Origin of the sequence: Bacillus sp. RSS_NA_20 (assembly GCF_020165915.1) — a bacterium.
In the GTDB taxonomy this organism is placed as follows: Bacteria; Bacillota; Bacilli; order Bacillales; family Bacillaceae; genus Bacillus; species Bacillus altitudinis.
Map to the genome: position 1 here is coordinate 974337 of NZ_JAIUKW010000005.1, position 16063 is coordinate 990399.

Annotated in this window: 18 protein-coding genes and 1 pseudogene; 4 read left to right on the top strand and 15 right to left on the bottom strand. The window is 41.5% G+C overall.

Going from position 1 to position 16063, the window contains the following annotated elements; all coding sequences use genetic code 11:
- Positions 1-7: 7 nt before the first annotated feature.
- The 3 genes from LCD32_RS10515 to LCD32_RS10525 form a co-directional block, all read right to left on the bottom strand.
- The gene (locus LCD32_RS10515; protein WP_024718904.1) at positions 8-853 is read right to left on the bottom strand and encodes a GRP family sugar transporter; all 846 of its coding nucleotides are present in this window, start codon (positions 851-853) and stop codon (positions 8-10) included.
- Between the two features lie 118 nt (positions 854-971).
- On the bottom strand, positions 972-2381 hold the full coding sequence (gndA, locus tag LCD32_RS10520) for an NADP-dependent phosphogluconate dehydrogenase (RefSeq protein ID WP_017357947.1): 1410 nt from the start codon (positions 2379-2381) through the stop codon (positions 972-974).
- 98 nt (positions 2382-2479) lie between these two features.
- Positions 2480-3736, bottom strand: a complete 1257-nt coding sequence (locus LCD32_RS10525) for a DNA polymerase IV (protein WP_224563744.1) — start codon at positions 3734-3736, stop codon at positions 2480-2482.
- Positions 3737-3856: 120 nt separating this feature from the next.
- Here LCD32_RS10525 and LCD32_RS10530 point away from each other — a divergent pair, with 120 nt between their 5' ends.
- Both LCD32_RS10530 and LCD32_RS10535 read left to right on the top strand, forming a co-directional pair.
- Complete coding sequence (locus LCD32_RS10530) at positions 3857-4138, top strand: hypothetical protein (protein WP_060781181.1); 282 nt, start codon at positions 3857-3859, stop codon at positions 4136-4138.
- Positions 4139-4163: 25 nt separating this feature from the next.
- A complete protein-coding gene (locus LCD32_RS10535; RefSeq protein WP_007501121.1) occupies positions 4164-4982 on the top strand; it encodes a membrane protein insertase YidC in 819 nt (272 codons plus the stop codon).
- A 128-nt stretch (positions 4983-5110) separates the two neighbouring features.
- Here the strand turns inward: LCD32_RS10535 and LCD32_RS10540 are convergent, their stop codons facing one another.
- The 4 genes from LCD32_RS10540 to mce are packed head-to-tail and all read right to left on the bottom strand — an operon-like array spanning position 5111 to position 8606.
- Positions 5111-5575: a chemotaxis protein CheW gene (locus LCD32_RS10540; protein WP_008342245.1), complete on the bottom strand. Its 465-nt coding sequence runs from the start codon at positions 5573-5575 to the stop codon at positions 5111-5113.
- 14 nt (positions 5576-5589) lie between these two features.
- A complete protein-coding gene (locus LCD32_RS10545; RefSeq protein WP_035390776.1) occupies positions 5590-6711 on the bottom strand; it encodes a tripeptidase T in 1122 nt (373 codons plus the stop codon).
- Positions 6712-6727: 16 nt separating this feature from the next.
- Positions 6728-8191 carry an acyl-CoA carboxylase subunit beta gene (locus tag LCD32_RS10550; RefSeq protein ID WP_224563747.1) on the bottom strand — a complete coding sequence of 488 codons (1464 nt, stop codon included), beginning with the start codon at positions 8189-8191 and terminating at the stop codon, positions 6728-6730.
- Complete coding sequence (gene mce, locus LCD32_RS10555) at positions 8184-8606, bottom strand: methylmalonyl-CoA epimerase (protein WP_048001401.1); 423 nt, start codon at positions 8604-8606, stop codon at positions 8184-8186. The genes LCD32_RS10550 and mce overlap by 8 nt, the downstream gene beginning before the upstream one ends.
- A 101-nt stretch (positions 8607-8707) precedes the next feature.
- Here mce and prli42 point away from each other — a divergent pair, with 101 nt between their 5' ends.
- Entirely contained in the window at positions 8708-8800 is a 93-nt protein-coding gene (prli42, locus tag LCD32_RS10560; protein WP_017357951.1) for a stressosome-associated protein Prli42, read from the top strand.
- Positions 8801-8839: 39 nt separating this feature from the next.
- On the opposite strand, the gene LCD32_RS10565 is transcribed toward prli42, so the two are convergent.
- The 6 genes and pseudogenes from LCD32_RS10565 to LCD32_RS10590 all read right to left on the bottom strand — a co-directional run bounded on the left by LCD32_RS10565 (position 8840) and on the right by LCD32_RS10590 (position 13364).
- Positions 8840-9349, bottom strand: coding sequence for a L,D-transpeptidase (locus LCD32_RS10565; RefSeq protein ID WP_048001400.1), 510 nt, complete (start codon positions 9347-9349; stop codon positions 8840-8842).
- A 52-nt stretch (positions 9350-9401) separates the two neighbouring features.
- Entirely contained in the window at positions 9402-10355 is a 954-nt protein-coding gene (locus LCD32_RS10570; RefSeq protein WP_007501130.1) for an aromatic acid exporter family protein, read from the bottom strand.
- 111 nt (positions 10356-10466) lie between these two features.
- Complete coding sequence (locus LCD32_RS10575; protein WP_008342240.1) at positions 10467-11189, bottom strand: amino acid ABC transporter ATP-binding protein; 723 nt, start codon at positions 11187-11189, stop codon at positions 10467-10469.
- Positions 11182-11839 (bottom strand): annotated as a pseudogene (locus LCD32_RS10580) (amino acid ABC transporter permease). Before LCD32_RS10580 ends, LCD32_RS10575 begins: the two are co-directional and overlap by 8 nt.
- Before the next feature lie 126 nt (positions 11840-11965).
- Positions 11966-12730 (bottom strand): transporter substrate-binding domain-containing protein, encoded by a 765-nt coding sequence (locus LCD32_RS10585; RefSeq protein WP_041506979.1) that lies wholly within the window; start codon positions 12728-12730, stop codon positions 11966-11968.
- 196 nt (positions 12731-12926) lie between these two features.
- Positions 12927-13364, bottom strand: a complete 438-nt coding sequence (locus tag LCD32_RS10590) for a BrxA/BrxB family bacilliredoxin (protein WP_007501138.1) — start codon at positions 13362-13364, stop codon at positions 12927-12929.
- A 167-nt stretch (positions 13365-13531) separates the two neighbouring features.
- Here LCD32_RS10590 and LCD32_RS10595 point away from each other — a divergent pair, with 167 nt between their 5' ends.
- Complete coding sequence (locus LCD32_RS10595) at positions 13532-14425, top strand: YegS/Rv2252/BmrU family lipid kinase (protein WP_008342237.1); 894 nt, start codon at positions 13532-13534, stop codon at positions 14423-14425.
- 14 nt (positions 14426-14439) lie between these two features.
- Here the strand turns inward: LCD32_RS10595 and LCD32_RS10600 are convergent, their stop codons facing one another.
- Both LCD32_RS10600 and LCD32_RS10605 read right to left on the bottom strand, forming a co-directional pair.
- A complete protein-coding gene (locus tag LCD32_RS10600) occupies positions 14440-14733 on the bottom strand; it encodes a YesK family protein (RefSeq protein ID WP_008342236.1) in 294 nt (97 codons plus the stop codon).
- 68 nt (positions 14734-14801) lie between these two features.
- Positions 14802-16058: a dihydrolipoamide acetyltransferase family protein gene (locus tag LCD32_RS10605; protein ID WP_224563750.1), complete on the bottom strand. Its 1257-nt coding sequence runs from the start codon at positions 16056-16058 to the stop codon at positions 14802-14804.
- Positions 16059-16063: the final 5 nt, after the last annotated feature.

Below are 16063 nucleotides of genomic sequence, written 5' to 3' on the forward strand. Positions count from 1 at the left end.
TAACCTCCTATTTTGTAAAACCTAGTAGCACACCACCTGCGATAATCATCAAGCAGCCTGCAATAACAAAGCTTGTTTTAGATGCTTTCTCTTTTAATAAATAAATACCACCTAAAGTCGAGATGACAATTCCTGTTTGAGACATGGAAAAACTTACTGCTACGCCAATGAGTGGAATCGCCAAAAGAAGCCCTAGATTTCCTGTCGACCACACAAGACCAGCAATGATATTTCTGAATGTATATTTGCTAAATGGGTCTTGCTTTAGACTGATCGCTAACGATGAAAGCAGCATGCCGACAGATTGCGGAACGAGCGCAGACCAGCCATCTATATGAAACCATCTTAAAATGACAACATATCCGACGTAGCCTACGGTTGAGATGAGCAAAATGATGATTCCCTTTTTAAAATTGCCGCCTTCGTTCCCGCCACTCTTTTTTTGACCAAGTGATGTCATGACAACACCAGCAATAATAAATAAAATGGCACAAGAACCAATAAGTATGACCGTCATGGTCTGCCATTCTTTGAAGACAATGACACCAAATAATGTCGTGCTCACAAGCTGCATACCCGTTGATAAAGGAACAGCCTTTGACACCCCTAGAAAGGCAACACTTGAAAGCTGATTCATTTGCCCAATACTCCAAAAGATCCCAGAGATTACGGAAACCGCAAAAATAAGCGGTGTCAGTTCCGGCATTTTGATCAAATAGGCGCCGATTGAAAACAAAAAAGCGCCGAGGGTAATGCCGAGTGTTTGCTGATAAGCATTCCCGCCAAGTTTGACACTAATGAGAACAATACTTCCCCAAAATATCGCTGGGAGAAGTGCATATAAAATGCCCACTTCTATCCCTACTTTCTGTTCTTTTTTACTTAGCATCCCTCTTTTTCGGATTTTTAGCCGAATAGATGTAAACACAAAAAAGACCTTACCAAAGGTAAGGTCTTTTGAGGTTGTATACTTACTTCATCCATTCAGTATGGAAGACGCCTTCTTTATCTGTGCGCTCATACGTATGTGCGCCGAAGTAGTCACGCTGTGCTTGAATTAAGTTAGCTGGAAGGACAGCTGTACGATAGCTATCAAAGTAAGCTAGTGCACTTGAGAATGAAGGAACAGGAACACCTTGTTCTACTGCAAGTGAAATCACTTTACGAAGTGATGATTGATAGCTTTCTACGATATCCTTAAAGTAAGGATCAAGCAATAGGTTTTTCAATTCAGGGTTACGGTCATATGCTTCTTTGATTTGCTGCAGGAAGGCTGCACGAATGATACATCCACCGCGGAAGATCATCGCAATTTCACCGTATTTCAAATCCCAGTTATACTCATCAGACGCTGCTTTCATTTGCGCAAAACCTTGTGCATATGAGCAGATTTTACTCATGAATAGGGCTTTTCTAACCGCTTCGATCAGCTCTTGTTTATTCTCTGCTGATTGCGCTGGCTTAGGACCTTCAATTAATTGACTTGCTTCAACACGCTCATCTTTCATTGCTGAAATGTAACGCGCGAAAACAGACTCCGTAATGATTGGAAGCGGAACACCTAGATCAAGAGAGCTTTGGCTCGTCCATTTCCCAGTTCCTTTTTGTCCAGCTTTATCTAAGATCACATCCACAAGCGGCTGATTTGTTTCTTCATCCACTTTTGTGAAAATGTCAGCTGTAATTTCAATTAAATAGCTGTCAAGCTCGCCTTTATTCCACTCTGAGAATACTTCATGAAGCTCCTCTGCTGACAATCCTGCCACATGCTTCAAGATAAAGTATGATTCAGAGATCAATTGCATGTCTCCGTACTCGATACCGTTATGAACCATTTTGACATAATGTCCTGCTCCATCTGGACCGATATACGTTGTACAAGGCTCACCATCTACTTTCGCAGAGATGGCTTCTAAAATTGGTTTCACAAGCTCGTGCGCTTCTTTTTGACCGCCAGGCATGATAGAAGGACCTTTAAGTGCGCCTTCTTCACCGCCAGAAACACCTGTACCAATGAAGTGAATACCACTTTCCGCAAGCTCTTGGTTACGTCTTTGTGTATCCTTGTAATATGTATTTCCACCATCAATTAAAATGTCACCTTTCTCTAGGTGAGGCAATAATGATTGAATGGTTGCATCTGTTGCTGCACCCGCTTTTACCATTAAAAGAATTTTACGCGGCGTTTCAAGCGATTGAACAAATTCTTCAATGCTGTATGTGCCTACAACGTTTTTCCCTTGTGATTCTTGAAGAAACTCTTCTGTTTTGCTGCTAGATCTGTTATAAACGGACACGGAGAAACCGCGGCTTTCAATATTTAGGGCAAGGTTTTTCCCCATAACGGCTAGTCCAACGACACCGATTTGTTGTTTTGACATAATTCTGACGTCCCTTCTAACACACTATATTGATTACTGCTGAAATGATGTACCCTTTGAAATTACCACAACATCACCTCTTTTATCAAGTTTTCAGGCTAGTCATTTCCTCTTTCGTCCTGAAAAAAGTCTTTATTAAAACTTGTACCACTTGTTTTGCTCTCTTTTTCCTTAATGGTTACTCCTCTTTGGATGAGTGGTTTACCGTATTTTTCTTTCAGTCCGTCTAAAAGAGATTGGAGCGGTTCGTCTTTTGCATCTTCTGTATAAGAGAATAAATCAAGCTGCTTGACGGCTGATTTTCGTTCCACAAGATCGGTCCCCGTCACACCTAAAAGTCTTACTGGCTGGTCATTCCAATGCTTTAGGAATAGCTGCTTTGCCGTCTCAAATAGATCTTCCTTTCGATCAGTTGGATTCGTGAGTGTGACGCTCCGTGTGATATTTTTCCAGCTTGCATACCGAATCATAATGAGCAGCCGATTTGCCATCACTTCTTTTCTTCGTAATCTGACACTCACCGATTGCGACAGTTTCTCTATTAATGAGACGAGTTCATCTGTATCATCAGAATCGTGAGGAAGAGTGGAAGAATTGCCGACAGATTTAAATTCGTATATTCTTTCTGGGTCGACAATGCCGTCATGCTCTCCGTTTGCTTTTTGCTTTAACCTCGGTCCATTGATGCCTAATAACTCTTTCAGCGCATATTCATTCGCTTTTGCTAAATCTTCAATAGTATGTATTCCGATGGTTTTCAGCTTATCTGCCGTTTTCTGTCCAACCCCATGCATGTCACCTGCAGGGAGCGGCCAGAGCATTGTCGGGACATCTCGTTTACGCAAAATGGTTATGCCCATTGGCTTTTTCCAATTAGACGCCATCTTCGCTAGAAATTTATTTGGTGCAATGCCAATACTCGATGGAAGCATGAGCTCTTCTACGAGCCTCGTTTGAATATCATGAGCGGTTTTCACGGCATGCTCAGCATAAGGGGTATCGGTTAAATCAATATAGCCTTCATCAATTGAAACGGGTTCAACTAAGTCACTATATTCTCTTAGTATGGTAAACATTTCTTGTGAGGAGCTGCGGTACCGGTCGAAGTTGGGTGTACGCACAATCAGTCCCGGGCATAGCCGCTTCGCTTCCCAGAGTGGCATCGGCGGCTTCACCCCGAGTGCTCTTGCCTCGTAGCTGCAGGTCACAACTATCCCTTTGCGCTCTTTTGCATTTCCGCTAATGGCTAAAGGTTTCCCTCTCAAAGAAGGATCATACGCCATTTCTACCGATGCATAAAAACTATTCATATCAATATGAAAAATGATTCGCCCCTTCTTTTGAGAATCAGCCATTTGCTTGCCTCCTTAGGTGATCTACTTTCCTTCACTTCACCGTAATTTCACCTGTTTGTTCCATTAGACATTTCATATGGTGTATAGTACACTGTGAGTAATGAAATGGATGTGATAATCATGATTATTGATACATTCAATGAAGTCTTTTTCCTTGTTGAATTCTTTACGATTATTCTTCCAGCGCTGACCGCCATCGGTATTGCTTTCTTATTAAAAGACTGCCGAATGAACGAGCACCTCGGAGGACATCGTTTCGAAGAGTTGGATGCATCTTGTTTGAATCGAACAGACTTTCTGTTTATCATATATGATCGCATTACAACTTGGATTAGTAAAGTCATTCGAATGAAAAGATCATCAAATGATGATGAAGACCATTCGCTTCCTCTCTCTTATTAGACTTTATTATTGAGGAGGAAACGAATTGAAACGTTTATTGACTATTTGTACGACTTTATTTTTGATGATGGTAGCGTCACCGGCATTTGCTGCCAGTGCGCAAACAAATACAAGCTCTGATGGGTTTTTCCATCATTATTTTGTTCAGCCTTTTTCTGAGTTGATTATCTGGCTTGCGAACTTTTTCCATGATGACTACGGTTTATCTATTATGTTCGTGACATTGATTGTCCGGCTGCTTATTTTCCCGCTTTTTGCAAACCAATTTAAAAAGCAGAGAGTGATGCAAGAGAAAATGGCACTCGTTAAACCTCAGATTGACCAAATACAAAGCAAATTGAAAAAAACGAAAGAACCTGAAAAACAAAAAGAACTGCAAATGGAAATGATGAAAGTATATAAAGACAACAATGTGAACCCGCTGGCAATGGGCTGTCTGCCGATGCTGATTCAAATCCCAATTGTTCTTGGCTTTTACTCAGCAATTCGCTCAACACCTGAGATTGCAACGCATTCGTTCTTATGGTTTAACTTAGGACAAACTGATCTTTTGGTGGCGATCTTTGCAGGGGCCATGTATTTCTTGCAATTTTATGTCACACAAAAATTCGCAAAGCAATCAGGCACCCAAACAGAAGCTGCACTGAAACAAGCAAAAATCATGGGCATGATTTTCCCCGTCATGATGCTGTTTCTATCAATTAATGCTCCCGCTGCTCTTCCTTTATATTGGATGACAAGTGGACTTTTACTCACCATTCAAACGATTATTTTAAATGTGATGTACCAAAAATCAAAAACAAAAGCTGCGGCAAACGATTCAATTAACCCAGCAGCTGAATAAATTATAGCCCCCTTACCCGAACAAGGTAAGGGGGCTTTATTTGTCTTCTGTTCAGCGTGAACGTAGAGTGGAGCAAATAAGCTCGGGCACGCAAAATGACCCCTTATCCATGGATAAGGGGCCTTTGTTTATGCCAATTCCTCTTTCAATCGCTCAGGCAATTGATCAAGATCCTCGATTTTTCCTAGAAACTTATTAGGGTCCACTTGTAAAATCATCTTGTTCTCTCTCTCAACGACGCCGAAGAAATATTCAGATGCTTTTGTGTTCATATGAAATGGCTTGATCTCACTTAACTCGATATCAATGATATCTTTTGCATCAGAAACAAGGCAGCCAATCATTTGATCGTTCAATTCAAATAGTAGAACCTTAGACTGTTCGGTTACATCCAGAGGTTTTCCGTGCAGCATGACACCTGTGTCACTGACTGGAATGACCTCTCCTCTTAACGACATGAGTCCTTTAATCTCTTTTGGAAGGTTCGATACTTCTTGTAAATAAGGGACCTTCTCAATTGAGCGTATATGTTCTACGCTGATACCAAAATCCTCTTGTCCCACTTGGAAAATAATGATCTTTTGCGTGCTCACAGAGTCTCCTGCCTTTACGATGGATTTGTCGTTTCTTCGATAATGGCGAGAACCATTTCAGCTGTCTTGACTAATTCTTCAATCGGCATTTTCTCATTTTTCGTATGAATATCTTCATATCCAACAGCTAGGTTGACGGTCGGGATGCCATTTCCAGCAATGACGTTTGCATCACTGCCTCCCCCGCTTGTCTGTAGTTCTGAAGGACGGCCAATTTTCGCAGCCGCTTTTTTCGCCACTTCAACGACTTGATCGCCGTGTGAGAATTTAAAGCCTGGATACATGATGTCAATTTGTACATCGGCACTTCCGCCCATTTCTTTAGCGGTTTTTTCAAAGGCTTCTTTCATTTTCGCTACTTGCGCTTCCATTTTTGCCGGTTCTAAAGAACGTGCCTCTGCCAAAATATCCACTTGATCACAGACAATATTCGTTTGTGTTCCGCCTTCAAAGCGGCCAATATTCGCCGTTGTTTCTTCATCAATACGGCCAAGCGGCATGCTGGCGATCGCTTTTGATGCAATCGTAATTGCAGAGACGCCTTTTTCAGGTGCCACACCTGCGTGAGCTGTTTTCCCGTAAATGGTTGCACGTACTTTCGCCTGTGTTGGCGCAGCCACGATAATGGTACCGACCTTGCCATCTGAATCAAGGGCATAACCATATTTTGCTGTCATCAGTTTCGGATCTAACGCTTTTGCTCCTACAAGTCCTGATTCTTCACCAGCTGTAATGACAAATTCAATCTTGCCATGCGGTACATTTTTCTCTTTTAGGACACGGATCGCTTCAAACATTGCAGCAAGCCCTGTTTTATCGTCAGCACCAAGAATGGTTGTGCCATCTGTCTTGACATAGCCGTCTTCAATGACTGGCTTAACACCATTACCTGGTACAACTGTATCCATATGAGAAGTAAAATAAATCGTATCTGCCTCTTGATTCCCTTCAAGTGTGCAAATAAGATTGCCTGCTCCATGGCCGGTTGTCTCTTTTGAATCATCTTCGACTACATTAAGCCCTAAACCAGTAAATTTCTCTTTTAGGACTTCAACAATTTTTTCTTCATGTTTCGTTTCTGAATCGATTTGAACAAGTTCTAAAAATTCGTCTAATAAGCGTTTCTCATTGATCATGATGATGTTCCTCCTCTTATAGCGGCATGTTTCCATGCTTTTTTAACGGTCTATCTTCTTCCTTACTGCGAAGCAGGTCAAATGAGCGAATGAGCCGCTCTCTCGTTTCATCTGGCATTAAAATATCGTCGATTAATCCTAATTGTGCTGCCTTCATGACACTAGGTTCATTGTCCACCTCACGCAAAGCAGGATGAACAATTTCGTCTGCAAACGATTTTCCCATGACATCAATTTCTGCCTCTGGCCATGCATACACAAAGTCAGCACCTAAGCCCTTACTATTCATCGCAACGTATGCACCGCCAAATGCCTTTCGCAAAATCACAGTGATCTTTGGAACGGTCGCCTCAGCGTACGCATACAGAAGCTTTGCGCCGTGGCGGATAATGCCTGCATGCTCAGCTTTCTCACCTGGCAAAAAACCAGGAACGTCCACAAGGGTTAAAATGGGAATATGAAATGCATCGCAAAATCGAATAAACCGAGCCGCTTTATCAGCAGCATCGAGGTCAAGGCTTCCTGCCAGCACCTTAGGCTGATTGGCTACAAGACCAATGGAAGACCCTTGTAATCTGGCAAAACCTGTGACGATATTTTTGGAGAAACAACGCTGCGTTTCAAAAAATGAGCCGTGGTCGGTGATCGCTGTCACCACTTGTTTGACATCATAAGTACGTGATGGCTCCTTTGGCAAGATGTTCCCAAGATCGCTCGCATCATGCTTTTGCACCTTACGATGAATGACAGGCCGTCGTTTCGTTGGTATGTACGTTAAAAGCGTTCGAACTGCTTTTAACACGTCTTTCTCATCTTTCCCTGTATAGTGCACATTCCCGCTTGTTTGATGCTGAACTGCTGCACCTCCAAGCTTGTCAGGACAGACCGTCTCTCCTGTTGCTTTTTCTATCACTTTCGGTCCAGTTAAAAACATATGAGCTGTTTGCTCCGTCATGAATACAAAATCCGTCAATGCAGGTGAATAAACTGCACCTCCCGCACAGGAGCCTAAAATAACGGATATTTGTGGAATTTGACCAGAGTACAGCACATTCCGTTTAAAAATCTGACCGTATCCCTCTAATGATACCACACCCTCCTGAATTCTCGCACCACCTGAGTCTTTTAGACCGATAACAGGCATTTGATTTTTAGCAGCCAAATCCATTAAAGCCGCTATCTTTTTCGCATGCATGTCCCCTAGTGAACCCCCGTACACGGTCGCATCTTGTGCATATACGCCTACTTGTCTCCCATGAATCAGTCCCGTCCCAGTGACAACGCCATCCCCTAAATGTTCTGAGCGGCAGCCTTTAGCGAATGACTGAATTTCCATAAAGCTTCCTTCATCAAGAAGTTCATGAAGCCGCTGCCGAACAGTCAGCTTTCCTTTGTTTCGGTGAGCCGCTACTCGTTTTTCACCACCGCCACTTAAAGCTTTCTCGCGCCATTCAGTCAAGTCATTGAACGATTCATGCATCTTCCTGTTTCTCTCCTTTCAAAGGCTCACACAATTCAATTAGCACACCTGACGTTTCTTTTGGTGAAATAAACGCAATGCGCTTTCCGTTCGCACCATTTTGTGCGCCCTTTTGAATGAGTTGCATGCCGAGCTCGTCAAGTTGACTGAGATTAGCCTGAATGTCACCTGACTTTAATGCAATATGATGAAGCCCCTCTCCTCTTTTTGTTAAAAAGGTATGTAATGTGCTGTGATCCGACATCGGTTCAATCAATTCAATGTGCAGATTACCTAGGGAAGCAAAAGATACTTTGACCCCTTGATTCGGAAGTACTTCTATGTCTGAAAATTCCCAGTTAAACAGCCTGGAGAACGTACGTGCTGTTTTTTGAATAGAAAAAACGGCAATGGCTATATGATCGATTTGATTCATCCGTTCACTTCCTTTGTACATCACTTGTCGCCTGCGTAAAAACGAGCTAGAATAAAGAAAGGTGCGCTCGTCGCAAAAACATTTGATTATAGGGGTGCGATATGTCTCAGAAATTCATGAAATTTATGGTATTGCTCATGATTAGCTTACTGTTAATTTCTTCACTTTTAGCAGGAGCGGCAGCATTTTTATAAAGTGTTGATAAAAAAGCAGACAAGCAGGTGATTCGTTTTTTAACGAATGGCCTGTTTGTCTTTGGCCAGTTTTTCAAATGCATGGCTTGATGTCGTGATCCATACCTTTGTACCAACTGGAAGCTGATCAAATAGCCGTTCTACATCTTGATTATGAAGACGTACACAGCCTGCCGTAATAAATTTCCCTATCGATGTCTCATCACTTGTTCCATGAATGCCATAGGTTCTCCCGTCGGTTCCTCGCGCATCAAATCCAATCCACCTTCGGCCGAGTGGGTTATTCTTTGCGCCGCCTTCAATATTTTTTCTTCTGTAATAAGGATCTTTCGCTTTGATCATAATTGTAAATTCACCTTCTGGCGTTAAATCAGCTGTTTTGCCAGTAGAAGCCGGGTAGACTTTTTGAATTTTCCCATGATCAATATACGCAAGCTCGTTCGTTTGTTTATTAATAATGACATACGGGTCTCCTGGAAGCGGGTTTTGCCCGAGCGGCCAGATGGGTGAAAGGGACATGGTCAGCACAGTATAAAATAAAAGACGCATAGGCTCCTCCTTTTTCATTAGATTGACCAATGAAGGAGGAACTCATGCGTCTTTATTCTTTCATCCCTTTAAAATAACTTTTCAGCACCAAATATTGTTCCATTTCTCCGAGAAAATGAAAGAGTGCGGCTCTAGCTTCAAATTCTTCACGTGTTTGTGGAAGTGGCAGTGCATCAAACTCTTCTTTCATATCAATCAGGCGTCTTAAGAACTTATGCGCCGTGTTCCCTGGGTGAATATGTTCTCGTAAATCTCTAATATATTCTGCAATGATTTGCCCATGCTCCGTTGTAACAGAAATGGACGTAATTTTCGGAAGCACCCGCTCAATGATTTCAAATTGCTTTTGTCTCATGTTGAAATAATGATAATACAGATTTTCATGTCTTAAGACATGATTTTCAACATCACGGTATGCAAGAGCCTTCGCTTCTTTAATCAATTGATGCGTCTCTGGAATTTCTTTTCCTGTCCAGTCTTGTTTTCCGGTCATTAAATATTGCTCGATTTCTTCAAAGATTTTCGCAAAATTCGCTTCAATTTGTTCACTGTATTGTTTCAGCTTTTTATCAACGCTAGGCATATACAGGTTCATAATGAGTGCGACCCCTACACCAATGGTGATGAGTAAAAGCTCATTCCAGATGAGATGAAGCGTAATGCCTCCAGACATATACAAATGAAGGATAATCACTGAACTTGTGACAATCCCTTCTTTAATCCGAAGCAAGACCGTTGTTGGAATAAAGACGAGCAGCATCAGTCCAATGACGAAAGGATGATACCCAATCAGATCAAAAAATAAATAAGAAAATAAGATGGCAAGACTGCATGCGGCAAAGCGGGCCCCAGATGCGAGGAGTGACCTTTTTTTCGTCACCTGAATACATAGGATCGTAATAATGCCGGCAGCTGAATAGTTTTGCAGACCGAGCATTTGTGCAATGTAAATGGCTAGAGCTGTTCCTAATGCTGTTTTCAGCGTTCGGTAGCCGATTTTAAACATGATGTGATTCACTCTTTTCTGTCTACTTTTGTGAAATGATGAACTTTTTTTACTTTCCCCATTATAATCAAAAAAAGAAGGAGATGTTAAGTCTCCTCCTCGTTTTTTTCATTATAATATTTTTTGTAAGAAATCTTGAGCACGCTGTGAAGACGGAGATTCAAAGAATTCTACAGGATTGGCATCCTCTACAATTTTCCCATCATCCATAAAAATCACACGGTCTGCCACTTCTTTTGCAAAGCCCATTTCATGTGTGACGATCATCAGCGTCATCCCAGATTGAGCGAGCTCTTTCATGACCTCTAATACTTCCTTTACCATTTCTGGATCAAGAGCAGACGTCGGCTCGTCAAAAAGCATGATGTCTGGTGTCATCGCAAGGGCACGTGCAATGGCGACACGCTGCTTTTGACCACCTGACAGCCGGTTCGGATAATCATCTTTTTTCTCTAAAAGTCCGACCTTTTTTAAAAGATCCTCTGCCTGCTTGATGCTGTCTTCCTTCGATTGGTTCTTTACATTCATTGGCGCATACGTAATATTTTCTAGCACTGTTTTGTGCGGGAATAAATGAAAATGCTGAAATACCATACCAATATTCTCGCGCACTTTTAGTGCATTTGTTTTTGGATTGGTAATTTCCGTCCCCTGAATCGTAATCACTCCAGAAGTCGGTTTTTCAAGTAAGTTAATACAGCGAAGAAATGTTGATTTTCCTGAACCAGACGGCCCGATGACAGCTACCACTTCGCCTTCTTTAATCGTGGTATCAATCCCTTTCAACACTTCATTTTTACCGAAAGATTTTGTGAGTTTCTCTATTTTAATCATTTGATTTTAACTTCCTTTCCACCGATTTGCCGACGAAGGTAAGAATAAGCACGATGACATAATAGATGAGACCCGCAAAAATAAGCGGTTCAAGATAGTTATAGGTGACGGCACCTGCTTGATAGGCTCGTCTCATGACATCGCCCAGTCCAATGACTGTGACAATCGCTGATTCTTTTGTCAGTGTAATCGTTTCGTTCACAAGTGCTGGTGAAATATTTTTGAATGCTTGCGGAAGCAATAAGTCCTTCATCATTTTAGCATACGGGATACCTAAAGCAACGGCCGCTTCTTTTTGCCCTTTATCAATGGCATTGATTCCTGCACGAATGATTTCAGATACGTACGCCGCCGACCGAGTTTAGTGAAAAGGCGGCTACAGCTGCCCAGTATTGATCAATTTGAAAGCCGAGCAGCTGAGGAAGACCAAAATAAATAATCAAAAGCTGAAGCACAAGCGGTGTGCCTCGGAAGATTGACGTATAAAAATCGGCTAGCCAGATAAGTGGCTTAAATACACTAATTTTACAGAGCGTTAATAAGATTCCTAAAATAAAACCAAGAAACAGTGATACCACAACAATAGAAAGCGTTACTTTAAGACCTTCTAAAATAAAGGGCATCTGAGGTATGACATCTTTAAAATCCATCATGATATTCTCCTTTTTTTCCATCAGATAAAATCAAAGAATAAACAGGAAAAAAGTTCAACACATGTTGAACTTTTCAGCGCTTTCTACTTGATTTTCATGAATGACGCTGATCCTTTTCCTGACTTACTTTTCATCAGCAAACCATTTTTTAATGAGTTTATCAAGTTCGCCATTATCCTTCATTTCTTTTAAAGATTTATTGAATTTCGCTGTTAAGTCGCTATTTTTTTTGAATGCAATGGCTGAACCTTCGTTTGAGCTATTCAATCCAAATGCTTGGAAATCTTTTTCCTTTTTCAAGTAGCCAGCCGCTACTTTATCTTCAATAATGGCTGCATCAAAACGGCCTGCTTTAATTTCTTGAATGATATCAGAGATTTTATTACGATCTTCAACCGTTAAGTTATATTTCTTTTGCAATCCGTTTGCTTCATCTTGCTGGATAGAACCTAATTGAACGCCAACCGTTTTGTCTTTTAAATCTTTCTCTGCTTTTATACCGCTAGATTTTTTTGATACAACCAAGTTTTCAGCATTGTAGTAAACATCTGAGAAATCAACTTGTTTTTTACGCTTTTCAGTAGGTGTCATGCCTGCAAGCACAATATCAGCTTTATTTGTTTTAAGAGCTGACACGAGGCTTGCAAAGTCCATATCTTGAATTTCTAGCTTGTAGCCGTTCTTTTTCGCTAGAGCTGTAGCAAGGTCGACATCAAAACCGATAATTTTATCACCGTCTTTTGATTCAAATGGCGGATAATCTGCTGAAGTCGCCATAATGAGTGTTTTGTCGTCTCCTGATGCGTTTGAATTATTAGAAGAAGTTCCGCATGCTGCTAATGCAGCTGCAAGACCAGCTGTCATAAGTAATAATAACCACTTTTTCATATGATAATGCCTCCTAGTATTTAAAATCATGAGTAGATTTGAATATTTATTCACTATAATGTATTTTAAACACTTTCTTTTTGATATGCAATAGTATTTTGCTAAAATTATTTTGATTCGTATGTCATGTAAAACAAAAAAACAGACCGATCAAAAGACCGGACTGCCTCTAAATGATTCATTCAAAAGTAACATGTTACACTTCTTCGCAATACTCATCGAAAGCGGCTTGAAGTTTTGACACCACTTCCATCGGTTCATGTCCTTCGATTTCGTGACGTTCGACCATTTTAATGATCTTCCCGTCTTTTAATAGAGCAAATGATGGTGAAGATGGCGGGAAGCCTTCAAAGTATTCACGTGCTCTTGCGGTTGCTTCTTTGTCCTGTCCAGCAAACACTGTGAGCAATTGATCTGGACGCTTATCGTAATGAACAGAATAACCAGCTGCTGGTCTAGCAATACCACCTGCACAGCCGCACACTGAATTCACCATGACAAGTGTCGTTCCTTTTTTCGTCAGCGCTTCATCGACTTCTTCAGCTGTTGTCAGTTCCGTATAACCTGCCTGTTTAATCTCTTCTCGTGCTTGTTTCACAATATCATTCATAAATAAATTAAAATCAATATTCATAACCGTCCACTCCTTCTACGTACCAAACCATTTTAACTACATCATATCAAGGAAAACGCCGGCGGGCAAATGTCTTGTTTCGCCCCCTTCACTTTTTTCAAACGTCGTTTATGACCTGTGGAATTGGGGAAAAGTGATGGTAAAGTGATGAAAGGGAGAACTGCGTGATGGCACAATTCAAAAAAGCGATACTCATTTATAACGGAAATGCTGGACAAAAAAACATGGAAAAAACACTAGGTCAAACAGTGCCTCTTCTTTCTTTACATATTGATGAACTCATCCTTAAGCCTACAAAACAGCCGAATGATGCCTATCATTTCTGCCGCGAGATGGATGAGTCGATTGAATTGTTGATTATACTAGGCGGAGACGGAACCGTCCATGAATGTATGAATGGAATTGGCGGTTTAGAAAAAAGGCCAGCTGTAGCGATTTTACCTGGCGGGACGTGCAATGACTTTTCTAGAACGCTAGGCATCCCGCAGCAGATGCCAAAGGCCGCTCAAATGGTGATAGATGGCACTGAAAAAAAGGTCGATTTAATCAAAGCAGATGATCGATACCTTTTAAATTTTTGGGGGATTGGTCTCATCGCAGATACCTCAAACAATATTAATGATAAAGAAAAAGCTGTCCTCGGAAAAATCAGTTACTTCACGAGCGCTCTTCGAACCCTTCAGCAGACAGAACCTTTCTATGTACGCATTGAAACGGAAGAGGAAAACTGGGAAGAAGAAGCTGTGATTGTCCTTGTCATGAATGGGCACTTTATCGGTACAAATAAAATAGATCTGCCAAATGCTTCAATTGATGATGGAAAAGCCGAAATTTTAATTTGCAGAAATACGAGTTTCTCTGCTTTAAAAGAGATTTTTTCAATGAACCGCGAAGAGCTAGAAGATTTTAAAGGTGACCTGTCTCTTATACAAGCATCCCGCATTCATATTCATACTAAAGAGGAAATGGATGCAGATACAGATGGTGAAGTATACATGACCGCTCCTTCTTCCCTTGAAGTATTAAAACAGCATTTGACCTTTATTGTTCCGGCAGAATAAAGAAAACGCCTGCATCATTTCGATGCGGGCGTTTTTTTGATATAACGTCTGTATAAATATTCAAGTGCATACCCTAGCAGTGTACCTATCAGAAGGGAAATGCCTAATAAACTATTGGCGACTCCTTTAAATCCACCTATCATCAACAAGCAATAGGCGATTTGAATGATTGAAACGATCGATATGATGAGCAGTAAGCGTTCAGGATGATTGCGTGATTTGGAAATATACCGAAGAAAAGCGAACGCAATGGCTGTGATAAACATCAGACCAATCGTAAGAAAAGCAAAGAAATCTAATCCAGACATCTCATCGCTCCTTTCTGATTGATATGGAAATCCCCCTCTCATTGTGAGAAGGGGACATATAAATGAGCTTAATAGACGGACGTCTGCTCGTCAATGCCTTCAAGAATTTGTTTAATTCTTTGCAGGAATCTACCGCATACAAGACCATCGAGTACTCTATGATCTAATGAAAGACAAAGATTCACCATATCTCTTGCGGCAATCATACCATTTACAATCATCGGGCGCTTTACAATAGATTCTACTTGTAAAATGGCTGCTTGCGGATAGTTAATGATCCCCATTGATTGAACCGAACCAAATGATCCTGTGTTGTTCACAGTGAAAGTGCCGCCTTCCATGTCACTTTGCTTCAGTTTGCCTTGTCTGACCTTGGAAGCAAGTTCATGAATTTCTTTGGCGATTCCCTTAATCGTTTTCTCATCCGCATCTTTAATCACTGGGACAAAAAGAGCGTCATCTGTTGCAACAGCAATGGAGACATTGATCGCTTTCTTTTGAACAATTTTATCACCAGCCCACATGCTGTTCATTTCAGGGAATTCCTTTAAGGCCTGAGCCACTGCTTTGACAAAGAACGCAAAGAACGTCAAATTAAAGCCTTCTTTTGCTTTGAATTGATCTTTTAGCTGATTTCTTCTTGTCACAAGGTTTGTCACATCCACTTCCATCATCGTCCAGGCATGTGGAATTTCATGCTTGCTTCTTAGCATGTTTGCGGCAATCGCCTGTCTAATCGGAGTGACCGGCAGTTCAACATCTCCAGGCATTGAAGAGATGGAAGGAGCCGCTTTTGCTTGTGACGGCTTCGCAGGCTCTGGTTGACCCGTACCACCACTCACAGGTGCTGCCGTTTCTTGTGCGCCTCCACTTTCGATAAGCTTCAGCAAATCTTTTCTTGTGATTCTGCCGCCAGCTCCCGTTCCATGAACAGCCGCTAAATCAATTCCGTGCTCATCTGCTAAACGCAGGACTGCCGGAGAGTATCGTTTCTTTTGACTCTGATCCACATTTGTTTGGTCAGGTTCTGGTGCTTCATCTTGCGCAGGCGCCTCTTCTGTTTTCGCACTCTGCTGCGCACTGCCTTCTACTTCAATTTCACAAAACACTTCTCCTACTTGAAGTGTATCACCCTCTGCAGCCGCTAGTTTAGTGATTGTTCCTGTAAAGGATGACGGAACCTCTGCATTTACTTTATCTGTCATGACTTCCGCAATCGGATCGTATTTATTCACATGATCGCCAGGTGAAACGAGCCATTTGCTAATGGTTCCTTCTGTTACACTTTCACCAAGCTGAGGCATTTTCATTTGTTCAGTTGCCACTTTGA

Excerpts from the sequence above, each read along its gene's own strand:
- LCD32_RS10590 (WP_007501138.1), bottom strand. The coding sequence starts at position 13,364 with ATGAATATTGATTTTAATTTATTTATGAATGATATTGTGAAACAAGCA.
- LCD32_RS10585 (WP_041506979.1), bottom strand. The coding sequence starts at position 12,730 with ATGAAAAAGTGGTTATTATTACTTATGACAGCTGGTCTTGCAGCTGCA.
- LCD32_RS10575 (WP_008342240.1), bottom strand. The coding sequence starts at position 11,189 with ATGATTAAAATAGAGAAACTCACAAAATCTTTCGGTAAAAATGAAGTG.
- LCD32_RS10530 (WP_060781181.1), top strand. The coding sequence starts at position 3,857 with ATGATTATTGATACATTCAATGAAGTCTTTTTCCTTGTTGAATTCTTT.
- gndA (WP_017357947.1), bottom strand. The coding sequence starts at position 2,381 with ATGTCAAAACAACAAATCGGTGTCGTTGGACTAGCCGTTATGGGGAAA.
- LCD32_RS10525 (WP_224563744.1), bottom strand. The coding sequence starts at position 3,736 with ATGGCTGATTCTCAAAAGAAGGGGCGAATCATTTTTCATATTGATATG.
- LCD32_RS10595 (WP_008342237.1), top strand. The coding sequence starts at position 13,532 with ATGGCACAATTCAAAAAAGCGATACTCATTTATAACGGAAATGCTGGA.
- mce (WP_048001401.1), bottom strand. The coding sequence starts at position 8,606 with ATGAATCAAATCGATCATATAGCCATTGCCGTTTTTTCTATTCAAAAA.
- LCD32_RS10545 (WP_035390776.1), bottom strand. The coding sequence starts at position 6,711 with ATGATCAATGAGAAACGCTTATTAGACGAATTTTTAGAACTTGTTCAA.
- LCD32_RS10600 (WP_008342236.1), bottom strand. The coding sequence starts at position 14,733 with ATGTCTGGATTAGATTTCTTTGCTTTTCTTACGATTGGTCTGATGTTT.
- LCD32_RS10570 (WP_007501130.1), bottom strand. The coding sequence starts at position 10,355 with ATGTTTAAAATCGGCTACCGAACGCTGAAAACAGCATTAGGAACAGCT.
- LCD32_RS10550 (WP_224563747.1), bottom strand. The coding sequence starts at position 8,191 with ATGCATGAATCGTTCAATGACTTGACTGAATGGCGCGAGAAAGCTTTA.
- prli42 (WP_017357951.1), top strand. The coding sequence starts at position 8,708 with ATGTCTCAGAAATTCATGAAATTTATGGTATTGCTCATGATTAGCTTA.
- LCD32_RS10565 (WP_048001400.1), bottom strand. The coding sequence starts at position 9,349 with ATGCGTCTTTTATTTTATACTGTGCTGACCATGTCCCTTTCACCCATC.